Origin of the sequence: Plantactinospora sp. B6F1 (assembly GCF_040120695.1) — a bacterium.
Lineage (GTDB): Bacteria > Actinomycetota > Actinomycetes > Mycobacteriales > Micromonosporaceae > Plantactinospora.
In genome coordinates, this window is sequence record NZ_JBEEAC010000004.1 from 328,911 (window position 1) to 346,367 (window position 17,457).

The window sequence follows — 17,457 nt, forward strand, 5'->3', positions numbered from 1 at the left end:
CCTGGACGAGCGTCCACCGGGGTTCGGATGATCACGCGTCGTCCGGGGTTCGGATGATCACGCGGCGCGGCGCGGCATACGATCTTCGGCATGACCACGACTATCCGCACCGAGTCCGAACTTCGTGCCGCGATCGATCGCGAGCTGCCGGGCGTACGGGCCGACCTGGAGCGGCTGGTCCGGATCCCCGGGATCGCCTTCGACGGCTTCGACCACTCCCAGCTCGAGCGTTCCGCCGAGGCGGTCGCCGAACTGCTGCGCGGCTGCTCTCTCGACGTGCGGGTGGTCCGGTCCGGCGGCCAGCCGGCGGTGATCGGCCGGCGTCCCGCGCCGCCCGGCGCACCGACCGTGATGCTGTACGCGCATCACGACGTGCAGCCGGTCGGCGACCTGAGCCTCTGGCAGAGTGACCCGTTCGAGCCGGTGGAGCGGGACGGCCGGCTCTACGGACGGGGCGCCGCCGACGACAAGGCCGGCGTGCTGGCCCACGTCGCCGCGTTGCGGGCCTTCGGTGACGCGCTCCCGGTCGGCGTGGTGCTCTTCGTCGAGGGTGAGGAGGAGTACGGCTCCGACTCGCTGGAGCGGCTTCTCACCGAGCACCGGGACGAGATCGCCGCCGACGTGATCGTGATCGCGGACTCCGGCAACTGGGACATCGGCGTACCGGCGTTGACGACATCGCTGCGCGGCATCGTCAACTGCTTCGTGGAGGTCCGCACCCTCTCCCAGGCGGTGCACAGCGGCATGTTCGGCGGGGCGGTACCGGACGCGCTGACCACGCTCTGCCAACTCCTCGCCACCCTGCACGACCCAGCCGGAGACGTGGCGGTCCAGGGGCTGGTCAGCACGGCGGGTGCCACCGTCGACTATCCGGAGGATCGGCTGCGTGCCGAGGCCGGGATGCTCGACGGGGTCTCGTTCATCGGCACCGGCCGGCTGACCGACCGGTTCTGGAACAAGCCGGCGATCTCGGTGATCGGGCTGGACGCCCCGCCGACCGCGGAGGCGCCGAACGCCCTGGTCCCGTCGGCGAAGGCCAAGTTGAGCGTCCGGCTCGCCCCGGGTGACCAGGCCGCGAAGGCGTACGCGGCGTTGACCGAGCACCTGCGCCGGCACGCCCCGCACGGGGCGAGCGTCACCGTGACCCTGGAACACGACGGCGAGCCGTGCGTGATCGACGCCTCCGGCCCGATGTACGACGCGGCCCGCGCCGCCTTCCGGACCGCCTGGGACGGCGTCGAGCCGGTGGACATGGGGATCGGGGGCTCCATCCCGTTCATCGAGACGTTCCGCCGGATCTTCCCGGAGGCCGCGATCCTGGTGACCGGTGTCGAGGACCCGTACGCGCGGGCACACGGGCCGAACGAGAGCCTGCACCTGGGGGAGTTCGCCAGGGTCTGCCTGGCCGAGGCGCTGCTGCTGGCCAAGGTCGCCGAGGCGGCCGGCGCCCGCTGAGCCATCCGCGGCCGCCCACCGGACCCGGCGGTTCACGGATCGAGCGGGTCCATCCGGGGGATCGGCCGACGAGTCGTTCCGATCCCCCGGACGGGCCCGGCGGCTTTCCGGCGCCCGGACCGGTTACTCGGCGGGCGGGGGTGCCGTCGACCGGCGCCGCCGGCCCACCAGCAGCAGCACCGCGCCGAGCAGCAGGGCAGCGGCGCCGACGGCGGCGATGGGGCCGGTCCGGACCCCGGTGATCGGGAGCCCGTCGTCGCCACCGTCCGCGCCGCCACCGCCGCCCGGCTTGTTGATCAGGAGCTGGGCGGTGTTGCTCTTCGGTCCCGTCTCCGTCGACGGTCCGAGGGCCCGGATCGTGATCGTGCCGTCGGTACCCGGTGTCGACTTGATCTTCAGGCGTATCGCCGACGACACGACGCCCTCGCCGGAGGCGGTCGCCAGCCACTGGCTCTCGGTGCCGCAGTCGACCTCGGTCAGCTCGGCGACCGGCTCACCCTGCTCGTCCCGGAACGCGCACCACTGGCTCGGCAACAGGACGGTGCCGCTCGGCGCGACGATCCGCCACGCGGCACCGCCGTCCGACGGACCGTGGTTGGTGATGCGGTACGGCACCTCCACGGTGTCGCCGACGGAGCCGGTGACCGGCGTTGCGCGTACCTCGAGGTCGTGACTGTTGGGCCTGGTCCAGATGCCGAACTCGGCGACGTGCGGCTCGGCCGCGGGGGTCAGCTGGGCAGGGTCGCTGCCACCGGTCGGGGCCTGCCGGCCCGGTGTGGTCAGCTGTCCGGTGTCGCCGGGCTGTTCCGGCGTTCCGGGCTCGACCCGGGACCGCTGCTCCGCCCCGGCCGCCCTGGCCCGCAGCTCGGCGACCTTGGCGGCCAGCGACCGGCCGTCCGGCGTCGCTGCCCGGCGCCGGGTCTGCGGGAGCGGCTGATCCGGTACGCCGGCCTCGAACCGGCCGCTCGCCTCGGCGGGCCCCGGGAGGTTCTTGCCGAAGACGACGTTGAACGCCGCGTCCCCGGAGACCGGATCGGAGAAGGCGACTCCGCTGCCGGGTTCCAGGATCAGGTGCATCTGGCAGGTCACCCGCCGGGGGCCGTAGACGTAGCCCGCCGGTGGCTCGCCGGGGAGGTCGTCATCGTAGACGCACTCGGTGTACCGCTCGACGAATGTTGCCCCGAGCGGGAGGGTGATCGTCAGGCGGAAGCCGGGCAGGGTGCTCTTCCCGAGGTTGAACACCCTGGCGTCCAGGCCTCGGCGGTCGCCGCCGCCGACCCGCTGCTCGGCGCTACCGAGGTCGCCGACCTCGGCGACCAGGCCCGAGCCGGTGGCCCGGATGCTCACCGGAAGCTCGTACGTCGCCGAGACCGCACCGTCGGGCCCCTGGCCCGAGACGCTGACCTGGACGAACCCCGCCGGACCCGGCCGGGCGTCCGGGGCACTGCGCAGCCTGATCGGCTCGATCAGCCGGCGCTGTCCCGGCGCCAGGTCGTCGTGCCGGCACGTCGCCGTCTTGTGGGACTGTTGGCAGTCCTCGCCGCCGGGCGGGACCGAGAGGATGACGTCGTCGCTGGTGTGCTCGGCGTCGTAGACCGCGCCCACCTCGGTGGCCGGCGCGTCCCCGGTGTTGTGCAGGTGGAAGCCGAGGGTGCTGCCGGTGGTGTCGATCGTCGCCTCGGTGGCGCTGGAGATCTGCAACCGTGGCTGCGCCGCGGCGTACGCCGGGGTGGGGGCGGCGGTGAGGGCGAGCGCCGCGAACACCGCGGCGGCGGCCGCGCCGACCCGCTTGCCTGGGCGGAGGATGCCGTTCGTCATGACTCTCCGGGGGGTCTCGCCGGAGCCCGGGTCCGGGAGACCGGACCGCGTCTGGCTGGAGGGGAATGTGGACAGAGGACGGGTGTCCGTAGTCGAAGATAGTCCACCTGTCCACGAGGGGATGTTCGCGGGAAGAAAACGGAGAAAGCGCCCGGCGGGAGTTTCGAGGCGGTAAGGTTTCGAACATGAGTACGAACGAGGCGATCGCGCGGCTCGACGCCGCGGTCAGTGCGCTGCGGGACGTCGACGTCTCCGCGTGGTCCGAGGATGCGCTCCGGGACCAGCTCGGCGAGCTTTCCACAGTTCTCTGTGCGCTCGACGCCGCTCTCGCCCGGGTGGCCGACAGCGTGCGTGCCCGTGGCCTACGCATCGAGGAACCTGCCTCGGTCTGACCGTCCCTGCCCAGCTCAGCCGGGGGACGATGGCGGGCCGGCCGGAATGATGTCGGTGCTGGCTGCCAGGATGGAGCCGTGCGCTTCGTTGATCTGGCAGCCACCTCCGCGGCCGTCGCCGCCACCTCCGGCCGGCGGGCCAAGGTCGAGCTGCTCGCCGAGGCGCTGCGCAACCTCGCGCCGGAGGAACTCGTCGCCGGTTCGGGTTACCTGGCCGGCGAGCTGCGTCAGCGGCAGACCGGGGTCGGCTACGCCAGCCTGCGTGAGCTGCCGCCGCCGGCCGAGCATCCGACCCTGACGGTGGCCGGCGTCGACGCGGCGATAGCCGAGCTGGCCGAGGTGCGGGGACCGGGCTCGCAGCAGCGTCGGCGTCAGCTGTTGGCAGCCCTCTTCGGCGCCGCCACCGTCGACGAGCGGCGGCTGCTGCTCGGCCTGTTCAGCGGGGAGCTGCGGCAGGGCGCCCAGGCGGGCCTGCTGGCCGAGGCGATCGCCCGGGCGGCCGAGGTGCCGCTACCGACGGTGCGCCGGGCACTGCTGCTCGCCGGTGACCTGAAGGCGGTCGCGGCGGCCGCGCTCACCGGCGGCTCGGGCGCACTGACCGGGTTCGCGTTGCAGGTCGGCCGCCCGCTCGCACCGATGCTGGCGCAGAGCGCGGGGTCGGTCGAGGAGGCGCTGACCGCCGTCGGGCTGCCGGCGGTGGTCGACGTGAAGCTCGACGGCATCCGCATCCAGGTGCACCGCTCCGGCGACGACATCTCGGTCTTCACCCGCAGCCTCGACGAGATCACCTCGCGGGTCCCCGAGGTGGTGGCGGCGGTGCGCTCCCTGCCGGCTCGCGAGCTGGTGCTGGACGGCGAGGCGATCGCCCTCGATGCCTCCGGCCGGCCCCGGCCCTTCCAGGAGACCGCCAGCCGGGCGGCGACCAGGGGAGCCCGCCGGGCAGTCCGCGACGAGGCCCGCCGCGAGCCGGGCGACCTGGCAGCGGTCGGCGGCGGGCCGGGCGACCTGGCAGCCGTCGGCGGCGGGCCGGGCGAGGTGGCAGCGGTCGGCGGCGGGCCGGGCGAGGTGGCAGCGGTCGGCGGCGGGCCGGACGAGGTGGCAGCGGTCGGCGTGGACGACGCCGACCCGGCGGGCGGGACACGGAGCTTCGGCGCGGCGCCGGTCGCACCGTCGACGGCAGGGTCGGCGTGGTCGGTGGGGTCGGTGGACATCTCCGAGGTGCCCCGGATCGGCACCTCCGGCACGGCACCCGCCGAGATCCCCGGCCCGGACCGTCCGGCGACCGTCGCCCCTGCGGTGATCGCGGCGGCGAACACCAGCGGTGGGGTCGTGCTGACGCCGTACTTCTTCGACATCCTCCACCTGGACGGCGTCGACCTGCTCGACGCGCCGGGACACGAGCGCTGGGCCGCGCTGTCCCGCACCGTCTCGCCGGCACAACTCGTCGAGCGGATCACCGTCGACACCGTCGAGCAGGCGTCGACGGCCTTCGCCGCCGCTGTCGACGCCGGGCACGAAGGCATCGTGGTCAAGGCGCCGCAGGCGGCGTACGACGCGGGTCGCCGTGGTGCCGCCTGGGTCAAGGTCAAGCCGAGGCACACCCTCGACCTCGTGGTGCTTGCCGTCGAGTGGGGCAGTGGCCGGCGCAAGGGTTGGCTGTCGAACCTGCACCTCGGCGCCCGTGATCCCGAGACCGGCGGCTTCGTGATGCTCGGCAAGACCTTCAAGGGGTTGACCGACGAGTTGCTGCGCTGGCAGACCGAGCGGTTCCAGGAGTTGGCGGTGGAGCGCGGCGACTGGGTGGTCCGGGTGCGTCCCGAACAGGTCGTGGAGATCGCCTTCGACGGGGTGCAGAGCAGCCCGCGCTATCCGGGCGGCGTGGCGCTGCGCTTCGCCCGCGTACTGCGGTACCGCGACGACAAGAGCGCGGCGGAAGCGGACACCATCGACACCGTACGAGCCATCCACGAGGGTCGGCGTCCCTGACCGGCCGCCGTCGCGGTCACCCCCCCGGCTGGGCACGGGGGCCTGACCGTCCGGCATCGACCGGAAGTCAGATCGCGGCCAGCGACCGCGCGTAGTTGACCTGCTGGTGGATCTGCTGGACCTGGAACTGTTCGGTGACCGGGATCCGGGCGACGTATTGCCGGAGGCCGTTGGTCACCGTCACCTGCACGGTTCCACGGTGGACGGTCTCCTTGACGAGCAGGAACAGCAGGCTGAACACGGTCAGTACGCAGAAGCCGACCACCGCAACCACGATCGCCCAGGTCGGCGTCTTCTGTTCGCTCTGCCAGTAGTCCGCGACGTGCCACTGCGAACCGGCGAGTGGAAGGTCGCCACTCGGGGTGCGTACCGTCGACGGGGTGACCGCGATCTCGCCGATCTGCGCGACCACCGGCTCCGGCGAGCCCGGGGCGGTGGGTGGTGGATAGCCGGGCGAGACCGAGGCGTCGGTCGGCCACGGGCGGTTGGTCGGCCATGGATCGGTTGGTGGTGGCGGAGGTACGTCCGGCGCTCCGCTCGGGTCCACACTCATTGCGGCTCCTCCCCAATGCCACACCGCCGGTTTCGCAGACCCTAACCCGGATCGTGGCCGCCGCCACCGTGAGGTGCAGGCGGTGCGTCGATGACCGCAGCCCGACCGGGGTCGGACGGGCAGGCGGTGGCGAGCGCGACCGGGCTCAGCCGCCCGGGGTGGCCGGAGCCGGCTGATCCAGCCGATCCTGGCCGAGCCGGTCCCGGTCGCCGTCCTTCAGGTCACCGCGCGCCTCCCGGCGGGCCGCCCAGCAGAAGCCGACCAGGGCCATCGCCGCGAACAGCCACCACTGCACGACGTAGCCGCCGTTCTGCCAGTCGTTCTCGTGCCGGATCGGTATCGCCGAGAAGGCCGGGTCGGCGGCCGGAGTCTGCTCGTCCAACAGCAGATAAGCCGAGTAGACCGGATACGGCAGCTCCCGGGCCAGCGCCGGTACGGCGATCCGCCGGGTCTCGATCCGGCCGTCCCGCCGGGTGACGGCGTCCGGCTTGCTCTCCGACAGGTGAACCCGGCCCACCACCGTCACCTCGCCGGACGGGACCGCCGGGACCTCGGGCCGGGCCAGCGCGCCGCCGCCCTCGGCCGGCGGAATCCAGCCCCGGTCCACCAGGACGGCGCTGCCGTCAGCCAGCCGCAGCGGGGTGAGCACCTCGAAGCCGACCCTGCTCGCCACGGTACGGCTGCGGATCATGATTACGTTCGTGCTGTCGTACCGCCCGGTCACGGTGACCCGGGTCCACGCCGCGCCGGCCGGCGTCGCCGGACCGACCGTGCCCGCCGGGCCGTCCGGCCGGGGCAGCACGTGATCCACCGGCACCGGTGCCAGCGTCGCGGTCTCGTCGATTCGCTCGTTGATCGCGGCCCGCTCCTGGTAGCGGCTCAGCTGCCAGTTGCCGAGCAGCACCATCACGGCGGCCGCGGCCAGGGTCAGCGCGAGGATGCCCAGCCAGCGGGGCGTGAGCAGGAACCGGTACACAGCACGAGGCTACCCGGGCGGCTGCCCCGGTTTGCCAGGTGGCCGGCTCGGCGGGCCGGCGCGGCGCCCGGTGCCGGGTATCCTCACGCGCGTCGGTTCGATCGACGGGTCGGGCCGGGCCGTCCCTCGCACCACCACCGTCCGTACCAGAACCGCCCGCACCGGGGGCGGTGACCGCGCCCCGAGGAGCCGACCATGATCGACGCGCCGCGCGTAGTGGTGAGCGCACCGTCGTCCGGACACGGCAAGACCGCGATCGCGGTCGGCCTGCTCGCCGCGCTCGCCGCCCGAGGACTGGACGCCGCCGGGTTCAAGGTTGGTCCCGATCACACCGACGCCGCCTACCTCGGGCTCGCCGCCGGACACCCCGGCCGCAACCTCGACCCCCGGCTGGTCGGCCCGCAGCGGATCGCCCCGCTCTTCGCGCACGGCTCCGCCGATGCCGAGATCGCGGTGGTGGAGGGCACGATGGGGCTCTTCGACAGCCTGGCCGGCCGGCCCGAGATCGACTCGACCGCCGCGATCGCCACCAGCCTGCGGGCCCCGGTGGTGCTGGTCGTCGACGTGGGCTCGATGGGCCAGTCGGTCGCCGCGCTGGCGCACGGCTTCCGGGCGTACGACGAGATGCTCTGGCTCGGCGGCGTGATCCTGAACCGGGTCGCCTCGGACCGGCACGAGCAACTGCTGCGCGACGCGCTGGACGACATCGGCGTACCCGTCTTCGGGGCGTTGCGCCGACGGGACCTGCCCGCCGTCCTGCCGTCCCGGCAGCACGGCGTGGTGCCGGTGATGCAGCGCGCCGTGGAGGCGTACCGGGGGGTGCGCCGGCTCGGAGAGGCGATCGCCGGAGTCGTCGACCTCGACCGGCTGCTGACGCTGGCCCGCTCGGCGCCCCGGGTGCCGGTGACCGCCTGGTCGGCCGCGGATGCGCTCGCCGAGCTGGGACCGGTCGGCGACCCGCCGACCACGGGTACGGGTACCGTGGTGGCGCTGGCCGGCGGGCCGACCCTGTCGTACTCGTACGCCGAGACCGCCGAACTGCTGGCGGCGGCCGGCGCCGAGGTGGTCGCCTTCGATCCGCTCCGCGACGAGACCCTGCCGGCGCAGACCGGTGCGCTGGTGATCGGCGGCGCGCTTCCCGAGACGTACGCCGAGGAGCTGTCGGCGAACCGCCGGCTCTGCATCGCGGTCGCGGAACTTGCCCGTACCGGCCGCCCGGTGATCGCCGAGGGGGCCGGGCTGCTCTGGCTGTCCCGGGAGTTCGACGGGCGCCCGATGTGTGGAGTGCTGGACGCCACCGGGGTGAGCCTGGACCGGACCGTGGTCGGGTACCGCGAGGCGACGGCCCGGGCGGACACCCCGGTCGCCCGGCTCGGCGCCCGGCTGGTCGGCTACAAGCAGCATCGCGGGGTACTGACCCCACGGGCCGGGCAGACCCCGGCGTGGAGCTGGGGCGGTGGCCCGCCGGAGGGCTTCGTCTGGCGTCGGGTGCACGCCTCCCAGTTGACGCTGCACTGGGCGAGCAGTCCGGTGATCGCCAGTCGCCTGGTCGCCGCTGCCACGTCGGCCGGTACCCCGTCCGGCCCGGCGCCCGCGTCGCCGACGGTTCCGGTCGCGCCGGCTGGCGCCGCGCCCTCGGCGGGGGCGGTGGGCCCGGCCGCGCCGGTGTCGCCAGGATCGGTCGGATCGTCGGCTCCGGTCTCCCCGTCGGCTCCGGTCTCCCCGTCGGCTCCGGTGCCACCGGCGGCCCCGGGTTCGCCGTCGGCTCCGGTTTCGCCGCCGGCTCCGGTCGGGCCGGCTGTTTCGGTCTCGCCACCGGCTCCGGTCTCGCCCTCGGGCGCTGGCCAGTCTGCCGTTCCGGTCTCGCCCTCGGGTGCTGGTCGGCCTGCCGTTCCGGTCGGCCCGGACGCAACCGGTCCACGGCAGCCAACTGCCGGCCCCGCGTCCGGTCGCCCTGCCCCGTCTGGTGGTGCTGCCCCGTCTGGTGGTGCTGCGTCACGTGGTGGTGCTGCGTCCTCCGGTGGCGGTGTGCTCCCTGGTGGCGCTGGGCCGACTGACGGCGGTCCGATCCGGCCGGGTGCCGGCTCGCGGGCCGTCCCCGCGCCGAGGGCCGCCGGCTCCGACACCGAGTCGCCGGTGGAGGCTGCCGGACCGGGCGGAACGGTCGGGTCCGAGCCGGCGACCGGCGCCGTGCCGAACAGTCCGGCGGCTGGACCGGTGGCGTGATCTGGATCGGTGGCGCATGATCCGGATCGGTGGCGAGCGGCCTGGGTCTGGCCGATGGGACACCGTCGAGAGGCGGTCGGGCGACGAGTGGGGTGAGCCGGCGGTATGAGCGGAGAGGTGGCAGTGCGCCGCTTTCCGACCCTGACCGTGTCGACGCCTCGGGTGTACGTACGCCCGCTGAGAGGGTCGGACGCGAAGGCGGTCTCGGCGATCTTCGCCGACAAGCAGACTCAACGCTGGCTGCCGTTCCAGCGGGAACTCGGGGAGATCGACGCCGACGCCTGGTGCACCGAGATGGCCCAGGAGCGGCGGGACAGTGGTAATGGCGACCACTACGGCGTGATCCGGCGCGAGGACGAGCGGCTGGTGGGCTGCCTGTGGACCAAGCGCACCGACTGGGGCGGCCGGGTCACCGAGGTGTCGTACGCGATCGCGCCGGAGGCGCGGGGCTTCGGCATGGCGGCGGAGGCGGTCGACGCGATAGCCGTCGCGTTGATCCTGGAGCACGGCTTCCAGCGGCTCGAACTGCGGGTGGCGCCCGGCAACACCGCGTCTCGGCGGGTCGCGGAGAAGGCCGGTTTCACCTACGAGGGGCTGCTGCGCAACGCCGGGTACGTGCACAGCGGCCGGGTCGACCTGGAGGTCTGGTCCCTGGTCGCCGCCGACCTGCACTCACCCGGAACCTGACGGCGACCCGGTCGGTTCCCAGCACGAGGATCCCGCGCCGTCGCAGCCACCCCCCGGGGCACCCGGCCGGCGGGACCGCCTGTGGCGGGCTCGGCGAGGACCGGCCCGGTCAGCCGGTGAGTTCGTCCGAGGGCGGGTTGAACTGGCGTACCGGCTGGTCCTTCAGTGCGTCTTTCAGGAATCCGGCGACGGTGTCGATGGGTTTGTTCGCCGGGCCCGAGCCGACCGGGTTCATCGGGCTGTCCGGGTCGGAGAGGAAGCTCGCGGCGGCCAGTTCAGGGGTGTAACCCACGAACCAGGCGGCCCGGTCGCTGTCGGTGGTACCGGTCTTGCCGGCAACCGGCCGACCGACGATGCCCCGGACCCGGTCGGCGGTCGACCAGCCGCCGCAGGACCCCCGGGCCGGGGTGTCCCCGGTCGGGCACCGGGCGGCGTCGGTGGCGGCGCGGGCCGCGTCGGCGCTGACCTCCTGGCTACACCTCGGCAGCGCGATCTCCAGATCCATCCCGGCGCCGGTCCGGTACGTCGCCGGCATGCCGTCCGGCCCGACGATCGAGGTGACCGGCAGCGCCTCGCAGAACCGTCCCTCGGCGGCGACCGTGGCGTACGCGTTGGCCATCTCCAGCGGGGTGACGTCGGAAACCCCGAGGGTGAACGAGCCCCACTTGTTCGCCTGGATCGGCGACGCCTGCCGCTTGTCGATGTCGGTACGCCACTGCAGGCCCAACCGTTCGGCGAGCCGGACCACGTTCTCGGCACCAACCTTCTGCTCCAACCAGACGAAATACGTGTTGACCGACTTGCCGAAGCCGGACCACATGGTCTGGTGCCCGCTCATCGCGCCGCTGGCGTTCGACGGGCACCAGTAGCCGCCGCAGTCCGTCGGGCCACCGCTGCCGTCCGGGTAGATCGACACGAACCGGTGCGGTGAGTTGAACGCTGTACTGAGCGGAAGTCCGGCGTCCAGCGCGGCGAGCATGGTGAACATCTTGAACGTCGATCCCGCCTGGTAGCCGGGGAGATCTCCGCCGCCGAGCAGCGGGACCACGGTGTTCGGGTAGTTGCCCTTCATCCGGTTGCGCCGGCTCGGGTCGGAGTGTGGGCCGTTCTCGCTCTGGTCCAGCGAATAGTTCCGGTTCACCGCCATCGACCTGACGTACCCGGTGCCGGGTTCGACCGCGACCAGGCCGTGACCGAACGGGCTGTTGTTGGAGATCGCGGACTGCACCTGGTCGTCGGCGATCTCCTGCATCTTCGGGTCCAGGCTGGTGATGATGGTGTAACCGCCCCGGCGCAGCTTGTCCAGGCGTTCGAGCGAGTTGCTGCCGAACGCTGGCTGCGCCGCCCACCAGGCCTTCAGGTAGTCGCAGAAGAATCCCCAGCCGTTGTGCTCCTCCGGCACCGAGATGCAGTCGTTCGGCGGGTTGCTGAGGCGCAGCTGGATCGGTTCGGCCTTCGCCGCCGCCGTGTCCTGTGGAGACAGGTAGCCCATCGCCTGCATCCGGTCGAGTACGTAGTTGCGCCGGTCCGTGGCGGCCTTTCGGTCCGAGCTGGCCGGGTCGTACGTGGTCGGCGCCTTGACCAGCCCGGCTAGGGTGGCCGCCTCGACCGGAGTGAGGTCCTTCGGGAGCTTCGAGAAGAAGATCTCCGATGCCGAGTAGATGCCGTATGCCCGATGGCCGAAGTAGGCCGCGTTGAGGTAGCGCTCCAGGATCTGCGACTTCGAGACCTCCTTCTCCAGGTCGAGGGCGAGTCGCATCTCCCGGAGCTTGCGCAGCGGCGTCTGCTCCGTGGCCTGCCGGGCCTCCATCGGGGTTGTCGCGCTGTCCCGCAGGGCCATCCGGACGTACTGCATGGTCAGCGTCGAGGCGCCCTGGGACACCCCACCGGCCTGCTGGTTGGCGACGAAGGCCCGGAGCACGCCCTTGGGGTCGACTCCGTTGTGCTCGTAGAACCGGGAGTCCTCCGAGGCCACGATCGCCTGCTGGATGTACGGCGACATCTGGGAGAGCGGCACGTACCGCCGGTGTTCCTCGTAGAAGGTGGTGATCAGGGTCGTCCCGTCGGCGGCGTAGACGTAGCTGGTCTGTGCGGGCGCCGCGGCGAGCAGGTCGGCGGGGGTCTTCTCCACCAGGTCGGCACCGGCCTTGGCGGCCAGGCCGCCGACCGCGACGAACGGGAACAACGCCGCCGCGACGACCACACCGGCGATGAGTCCGGCACGGAGCAGGGGTACGAGTCGACCAGGGGCAGGGCGGGTGGTGGGGTCCGTCACGCCTCCAAGCTATGATGAATCCCGGTAAAACATGATAAAGATTCGCGGATATCCGAGCCTTCTGCCCGGTCGCTTCGGTTACCCCCGATCCGCTCCGCGACGCCCGCTGGCCGCCGCGACCGGCCGCCCGGCAGGATCATGCCCATGCACCGGCCAGCACCCGCACCGAAACCCGCCGAGCCCGATCTCGGTCACCACGGCGACGTCGAGCTGGCTCCGGGGCTGGTGGATCTCGCGGTCAACGTCCAGCGGCATCCGATGCCGGCCTGGTTGCGGGAGCCGATCGTCGCCTCGCTGGAGGCGCTGACCGCCTACCCCGATCCAGCCCCGGCCCGGGCCGCCGTCGCCGCCCGGCATCGCCGGCCGGTCGACGAGGTGCTGCTGACCGCCGGGGCGGCAGAGGCGTTCGTGCTGCTCGCCCAGGCACTCCGGGCCGCGCGTCGGCCGGTCGTCGTGCATCCCCAGTTCACCGAGCCCGAGGCGGCGCTGCGGGCGGCCGGGCACCGGGTCGAGCGGGTACTGCTGCCGGCGGAGAGCGGCTTCCGGCTGGACCCCGGACGGGTACCGGCCGACGCCGACCTGGTCTTCGTCGGCAACCCGACCAACCCCACCTCGGTACTCCACCCGGCGGGCGTACTGGCCGGACTGGCCCGCCCCGGCCGGGTGCTGGTCGTCGACGAGGCCTTCGCCGACTCCACCATCCGCGCCGATGCCGATGCCGATGCTGGCACCGGGGCGGGCGGTGGAGCCGGGGCCGCCGGGGACGTCGCCGAACCCGAGTCGCTGGCGGCCCGGCGTGACCTACCGGGGCTGGTCGTGGTGCGGAGCCTCACCAAGACCTGGGGACTGGCCGGACTCCGCATCGGCTACCTGCTCGCTCCGGCCGAGCTGGTCGAGCGGCTGGCGGCGGTGCAACCGCTCTGGGCGGTCTCCACCCCGGCGCTCGCCGCGGCGGCGGCCTGCGCCACGCCCGCTGCGGTGGAGGCGGAGCGCCGGATCGCCGCCCGGCTCGCCGCCCGGCGGGCGTACCTGGTCCGGCGCCTCGGCGAGCTGCCCCTGGTACGCGTCGCGGGCACCCCGGCCAGCGCGTTCGTCCTGGTGCACCTGCCCGGGGCGGCGCGGGTACGGCTGGCCCTGCGTGACCGGGGCTTCGCGGTACGGCGCGGGGACACCTTCCCGGGGCTCGGCCCCGACTGGCTCCGGCTCGCGGTACGGGACACTGCCACCACCGACCTCTTCGTGGCCGCGCTGGCCGGAATCCTGGAGGCATGATGTTGGACGCCACCCTGGCCGAGATCGGTCCACTCGACGAGCCGGCCATGGCCGCGGCTCGGGACCTGAACGCCAGACTGACCAAGCCGGCCGGTTCGCTGGGCGCCCTGGAGGAACTCTCGGTACGCCTGGCCGGGCTCGCCGGTGCCTGTCCACCACCGCTGCCCGAGCCTGCCGCGGTGGCGATCTTCGCCGCCGACCACGGCGTGCACGCCCAGGGGGTGACCCCGTGGCCGCAGGAGGTCACCGCACAGATGGTGGCCAACTTTCTCGCCGGCGGTGCGGTGGTGAACGCCTTCGCCGGGCAGTCCGGCGCCGCGGTCACCGTGGTCGATGTCGGGGTGGCCACCCCGGTGGCGCAGGTACGGGTGCCGGCGCAGCGGCCGGGCCGCTCGACTCCCCGGCTGGTCGACGCGAAGGTGCGGGCCGGCAGCCGGGACATGAGTGTCCAGCCCGCCCTGACCCGGGACGAGGCACGCAGTGCGGTCGAGACCGGCATCCGGGTGGCGTACGACCTGGTCGACACCGGTGCGGGGATCCTGGTCACCGGTGACATGGGGATCGGCAACACCACGGCTGCCGCCGCGCTGATCGCCGCCTTCGCCGGGATGGACCCGGCCGAGGCCACCGGACGGGGCACCGGGGTCGACGATCCGACGTACGCCCGCAAGGTGGCCGTGGTGCGGGCGGCGCTGGCCCGGCACGTACCCGATCCGGCCGATCCGCTCGGGGCGCTGGCCTCGGTCGGCGGGCTGGAGCACGCGGCGCTGGCGGGCTTTGTCCTGGGCGGCGCCGCGCGGCGTGTCCCGGTGCTGCTGGACGGGGTGAGCGCGGTCGCCGCCGCGCTCGCGGCGGCCGCCTTCGCCCCGGACGCGGTCGGCGCGATGGTCGCCGGGCACCGCTCGGCCGAGCCGGGCGCGAGCGCCGGTTTGGACCGGCTGGGCCTGCTGCCGATAATCGATCTGGGCCTACGGCTCGGCGAGGGCACCGGCGCCCTGCTTGCCTATCCGGTGGTCGCCAGTGCGGTGCGGGTTCTGCACGAGGTGGCCACGTTCGACGCGGCGGGAGTGTCGGAAAATTAACGCTTCCCTATGGCTGGAAGCCGGGGGATTTCTGGCTCAGACCGCACGAGACCACCGCCCTGGAAGGAGGTGATCGCATGTCTCACGTCGTCGGCGCCAGCACGGTCGCGCTCTGCCGTGGCGAGGATCGTCCTCGCGGCGTTCCGGTCGCGGCAGGCGGTGTGCCCGCAGGTGTCGCACCGGAAGACTCTGACATCCAGCCCGAGGCGGTGCTTGGCTCTCGTACCGCACTGCGAGCAGGTCATCGTGGTGTAGGCGGGCGGTACCAGCACCACCTTCCGGCCCGCCCGCATGCCACGCTCGACCAGTTCCCGCTTCGCCGCCCCGATCGCCGCGTCGGCGGCCTTGCGGGCCATCTGGGATCTGGTGAGGAATGTGGGTGTGAAGTCCTCGACGGCGATCGTGGCGTGGTTGTCGATGACCTTCTTGGCCCAGATGCGGGCGTCGTGGCTGTTCTGCCGGGCCGCCTTCTTCGCCAGCTTCGCCGCCTGCCGTTTGGCGCGCAGGTAGCCGTTCCACGGCGGAGCGCCCTTCGGCCTGCGACGCCGGGCCATCCGGCGCTGCGCCTTGGCCAGTTCGGCGGCGCAGCGTTTGCGGTGGCCGAGGTACGGCAGGTCGTAGGCGGCATCTGTCGTGGTTGCGGTCGTCGTGACACCCCAGTCCACACCGATCCCACCCGCAACGTCAGGCGCCGATGCGGCCTCGCGGCGGACAACGAAGGACGCGTACCAGTGCCCGAGGCAGTCCTGGTAGACCCGGACACTGGTCGGAGCGGACGGCAACTCGCGGGACCAGACGACCGGAATTCTGACGCCGCCGGGCAGCCGCAGTCGACGGTCGCGGATCGAGAACCCGCGCACCGTGTATTCGAGGCTGGGCAGCGTGTCCTTCAACCGCTTGACTGTCGGGCGACCTCGCCCCTTCACCGTGAAGGAGGGTTGAAGGGCAAGAGCGTAGGTACGCAACGTCTGCTGCTGGGCGACTTGAGAGCCTTCCCGCAGCCACGACGAGCCGGCCCGCGCCTCGGTCAGCAGTTTAGACAGCTTGCCGAACGTGGGTTTACGGCCGGTCTTGTACTGGTGGACGGCCTCGTTCCACAACCAGCGACACCGCCCCCACTCCGCCAACAGCACGGCCTCTGCGGTCACGCCGGGGCGCAACCGGTAGGTGTACCGCACCGTCTCCTCCACAACTGGAAGCATCCCAGCCGCATCCGACAGTTTCGCCCAGCCGCCAGGAGCCGATGCCATGCCGACCACGCCTGACCACCCTCTCCTCCCCATGGCTGAAGCCAGGGCTTGCTCGGGCGGCTTCCGATGATCATGTATCCACTTGCGCTGCGGCTCGCCGGCCGGCGTGTGCTGGTGGTCGGTGGCGGGGCGGTGGCGACCCGGCGGGTGCCGGCGCTGCTGGACGCGGAGGCCCGGGTGGTGGTGGTCGCCCCCGCGCTGACCCCGGCGCTGCGGGCACACGTCGACGCGGGCCGGTTGGAGTGGGTCGCTCGGGAGTTCGCACCGGCCGACCTCGACGGGGCCTGGCTGGTACAGGTGGCGATCGACGATCCGGCTGCCGCCGAGGCGGTCAGCGCGGCCGCGCTCGACCGGCGGATCTTCTGCGTACGCGCCGACGACCGGGACGCCGCGACCGCCTGGACCCCGGCGGTCACCCGGTACGGCCCGGTCACCGTCGCGGTGCTCGGCGGGGGCAACCCACGCCGGGCGGTGGCGGTCCGGGACGCGATCCGAGAAAAACTGGTCAGCGGAACCCTCAGCGTCGGCGGCGAGCCGGACGAGGCCGTTGCCGGCGGCAGCGGCGTGCCGGCGGGGCGGGCCGGCGGCGACGGGTCGGAGCCGACCACCACCGCCCCTCCGGCAGTGGCCGGCCCGGTCGGCCGGGTCGCACTGGTCGGCGCTGGCCCCGGCGACCCCGAACTGATCACGGTTCGTGGCCGGCGGCTGCTCGCCGAGGCCGACGTCGTGGTCGCCGACCGCCTGGTCCCCGGATTGCTCCTCGACGAGCTGCGGCCCGATGTCGAGCTGGTGGACGCCACCAAGATCCCGCACGGTCCGGCCGCCACCCAGGAGGAGATCAACCGGGTACTGGTGCAGCGGGCCCTGGCCGGTGCCCGGGTGGTACGCCTCAAGGGCGGTGACCCGTACGTCTTCGGCCGGGGCGGCGAGGAGGTGCTGGCGTGTGCCGCGGCCGGGGTACCGGTGACGGTGGTTCCCGGGGTGACGAGTTCGGTCGCCGCTCCGGCGGCGGCGGGTGTCCCGGTGACCCACCGAGGTGTGGCGCACGAGTTCACCGTCGTCTCCGGGCACCTCCCGCCGGGACATCCCGACTCCCTCGTCGACTGGTCGGCGCTGGCCCGGCTCCGGGGCACCCTGGTCGTGCTGATGGGGCTGAGGAACCTGCCGGCGATCGCCGCCGCTCTGCAAGCGCACGGCCGGCCGCCGGAAACTCCGGCCGCCGTGGTGCAGGAGGGCACGACCGACGGTCAGCGGGTGCTCCGGTCGACGCTGGACGCGGTCGCGGCCGAGACGCAGGCGGCTGGCTTCCGCGCCCCGGCGGTGGTGGTCTTCGGCGAGGTGGCGACGACACTGGCCGGAGTTCCGGCCGGAACCGGAACCGGAACCTCCGCAGCCCCGGTCGCCTGACGCGTCCCGGTCGCCCTCAGGCACTGGTTGAAGTATCTTTACATATCGATTCCGCTGGGCGAAACTTATCGCCATCAC

At 73.1% G+C, this 17,457-nt stretch carries 13 protein-coding genes; 8 read left to right on the plus strand and 5 right to left on the minus strand.

All coding sequences use genetic code 11. The features are described 5' to 3' along the window. The first annotated feature begins 90 nt into the window (after positions 1 to 90). A complete protein-coding gene (locus ABNF97_RS08945) occupies positions 91 to 1,455 on the plus strand; it encodes a dipeptidase (RefSeq protein ID WP_349338213.1) in 1,365 nt (454 codons plus the stop codon). 123 nt (positions 1,456 to 1,578) lie between these two features. Here the strand turns inward: ABNF97_RS08945 and ABNF97_RS08950 are convergent, their stop codons facing one another. Beyond that, complete coding sequence (locus ABNF97_RS08950; RefSeq protein WP_349338214.1) at positions 1,579 to 3,273, minus strand: hypothetical protein; 1,695 nt, start codon at positions 3,271 to 3,273, stop codon at positions 1,579 to 1,581. Positions 3,274 to 3,458: 185 nt separating this feature from the next. Between ABNF97_RS08950 and ABNF97_RS08955 the strand changes: the two genes are divergently transcribed. Next, positions 3,459 to 3,665 carry a hypothetical protein gene (locus ABNF97_RS08955; protein WP_130462368.1) on the plus strand — a complete coding sequence of 69 codons (207 nt, stop codon included), beginning with the start codon at positions 3,459 to 3,461 and terminating at the stop codon, positions 3,663 to 3,665. 78 nt (positions 3,666 to 3,743) lie between these two features. Next, positions 3,744 to 5,651: an ATP-dependent DNA ligase gene (locus tag ABNF97_RS08960; protein ID WP_349338215.1), complete on the plus strand. Its 1,908-nt coding sequence runs from the start codon at positions 3,744 to 3,746 to the stop codon at positions 5,649 to 5,651. A 67-nt stretch (positions 5,652 to 5,718) separates the two neighbouring features. Here ABNF97_RS08960 and ABNF97_RS08965 read toward each other — a convergent pair whose 3' ends face one another. Beyond that, entirely contained in the window at positions 5,719 to 6,204 is a 486-nt protein-coding gene (locus tag ABNF97_RS08965) for a hypothetical protein (protein ID WP_130462370.1), read from the minus strand. A gap of 145 nt (positions 6,205 to 6,349) precedes the next feature. Further along, positions 6,350 to 7,180, minus strand: a complete 831-nt coding sequence (locus tag ABNF97_RS08970) for an SURF1 family cytochrome oxidase biogenesis protein (RefSeq protein ID WP_349338216.1) — start codon at positions 7,178 to 7,180, stop codon at positions 6,350 to 6,352. A 195-nt stretch (positions 7,181 to 7,375) separates the two neighbouring features. Here ABNF97_RS08970 and ABNF97_RS08975 point away from each other — a divergent pair, with 195 nt between their 5' ends. Further along, positions 7,376 to 9,406: a cobyrinic acid a,c-diamide synthase CobB gene (locus ABNF97_RS08975; protein ID WP_349338217.1), complete on the plus strand. Its 2,031-nt coding sequence runs from the start codon at positions 7,376 to 7,378 to the stop codon at positions 9,404 to 9,406. Positions 9,407 to 9,511: 105 nt separating this feature from the next. Further along, the gene (locus ABNF97_RS08980) at positions 9,512 to 10,093 is read left to right on the plus strand and encodes a GNAT family N-acetyltransferase (RefSeq protein WP_130462373.1); all 582 of its coding nucleotides are present in this window, start codon (positions 9,512 to 9,514) and stop codon (positions 10,091 to 10,093) included. Positions 10,094 to 10,202: 109 nt separating this feature from the next. Here the strand turns inward: ABNF97_RS08980 and ABNF97_RS08985 are convergent, their stop codons facing one another. Beyond that, complete coding sequence (locus tag ABNF97_RS08985) at positions 10,203 to 12,368, minus strand: transglycosylase domain-containing protein (protein ID WP_130462374.1); 2,166 nt, start codon at positions 12,366 to 12,368, stop codon at positions 10,203 to 10,205. A 138-nt stretch (positions 12,369 to 12,506) separates the two neighbouring features. Between ABNF97_RS08985 and cobC the strand changes: the two genes are divergently transcribed. Beyond that, positions 12,507 to 13,640, plus strand: coding sequence for an Rv2231c family histidinol phosphate aminotransferase CobC (cobC, locus tag ABNF97_RS08990; protein WP_502930466.1), 1,134 nt, complete (start codon positions 12,507 to 12,509; stop codon positions 13,638 to 13,640). Then, the gene (cobT, locus tag ABNF97_RS08995; protein WP_349338246.1) at positions 13,640 to 14,722 is read left to right on the plus strand and encodes a nicotinate-nucleotide--dimethylbenzimidazole phosphoribosyltransferase; all 1,083 of its coding nucleotides are present in this window, start codon (positions 13,640 to 13,642) and stop codon (positions 14,720 to 14,722) included. The genes cobC and cobT overlap by 1 nt, the downstream gene beginning before the upstream one ends. Here the strand turns inward: cobT and ABNF97_RS09000 are convergent. Continuing rightward, a complete protein-coding gene (locus ABNF97_RS09000) occupies positions 14,719 to 15,924 on the minus strand; it encodes an RNA-guided endonuclease InsQ/TnpB family protein (protein WP_349338219.1) in 1,206 nt (401 codons plus the stop codon). The two genes, cobT and ABNF97_RS09000, sit on opposite strands and share 4 nt — an antisense overlap. Positions 15,925 to 16,038: 114 nt before the next feature. On the opposite strand from ABNF97_RS09000, the gene cobA reads away from it, so the two are divergent. Next, a complete protein-coding gene (gene cobA, locus ABNF97_RS09005; RefSeq protein WP_349338220.1) occupies positions 16,039 to 17,379 on the plus strand; it encodes a uroporphyrinogen-III C-methyltransferase in 1,341 nt (446 codons plus the stop codon). Positions 17,380 to 17,457 lie beyond the last annotated feature (78 nt).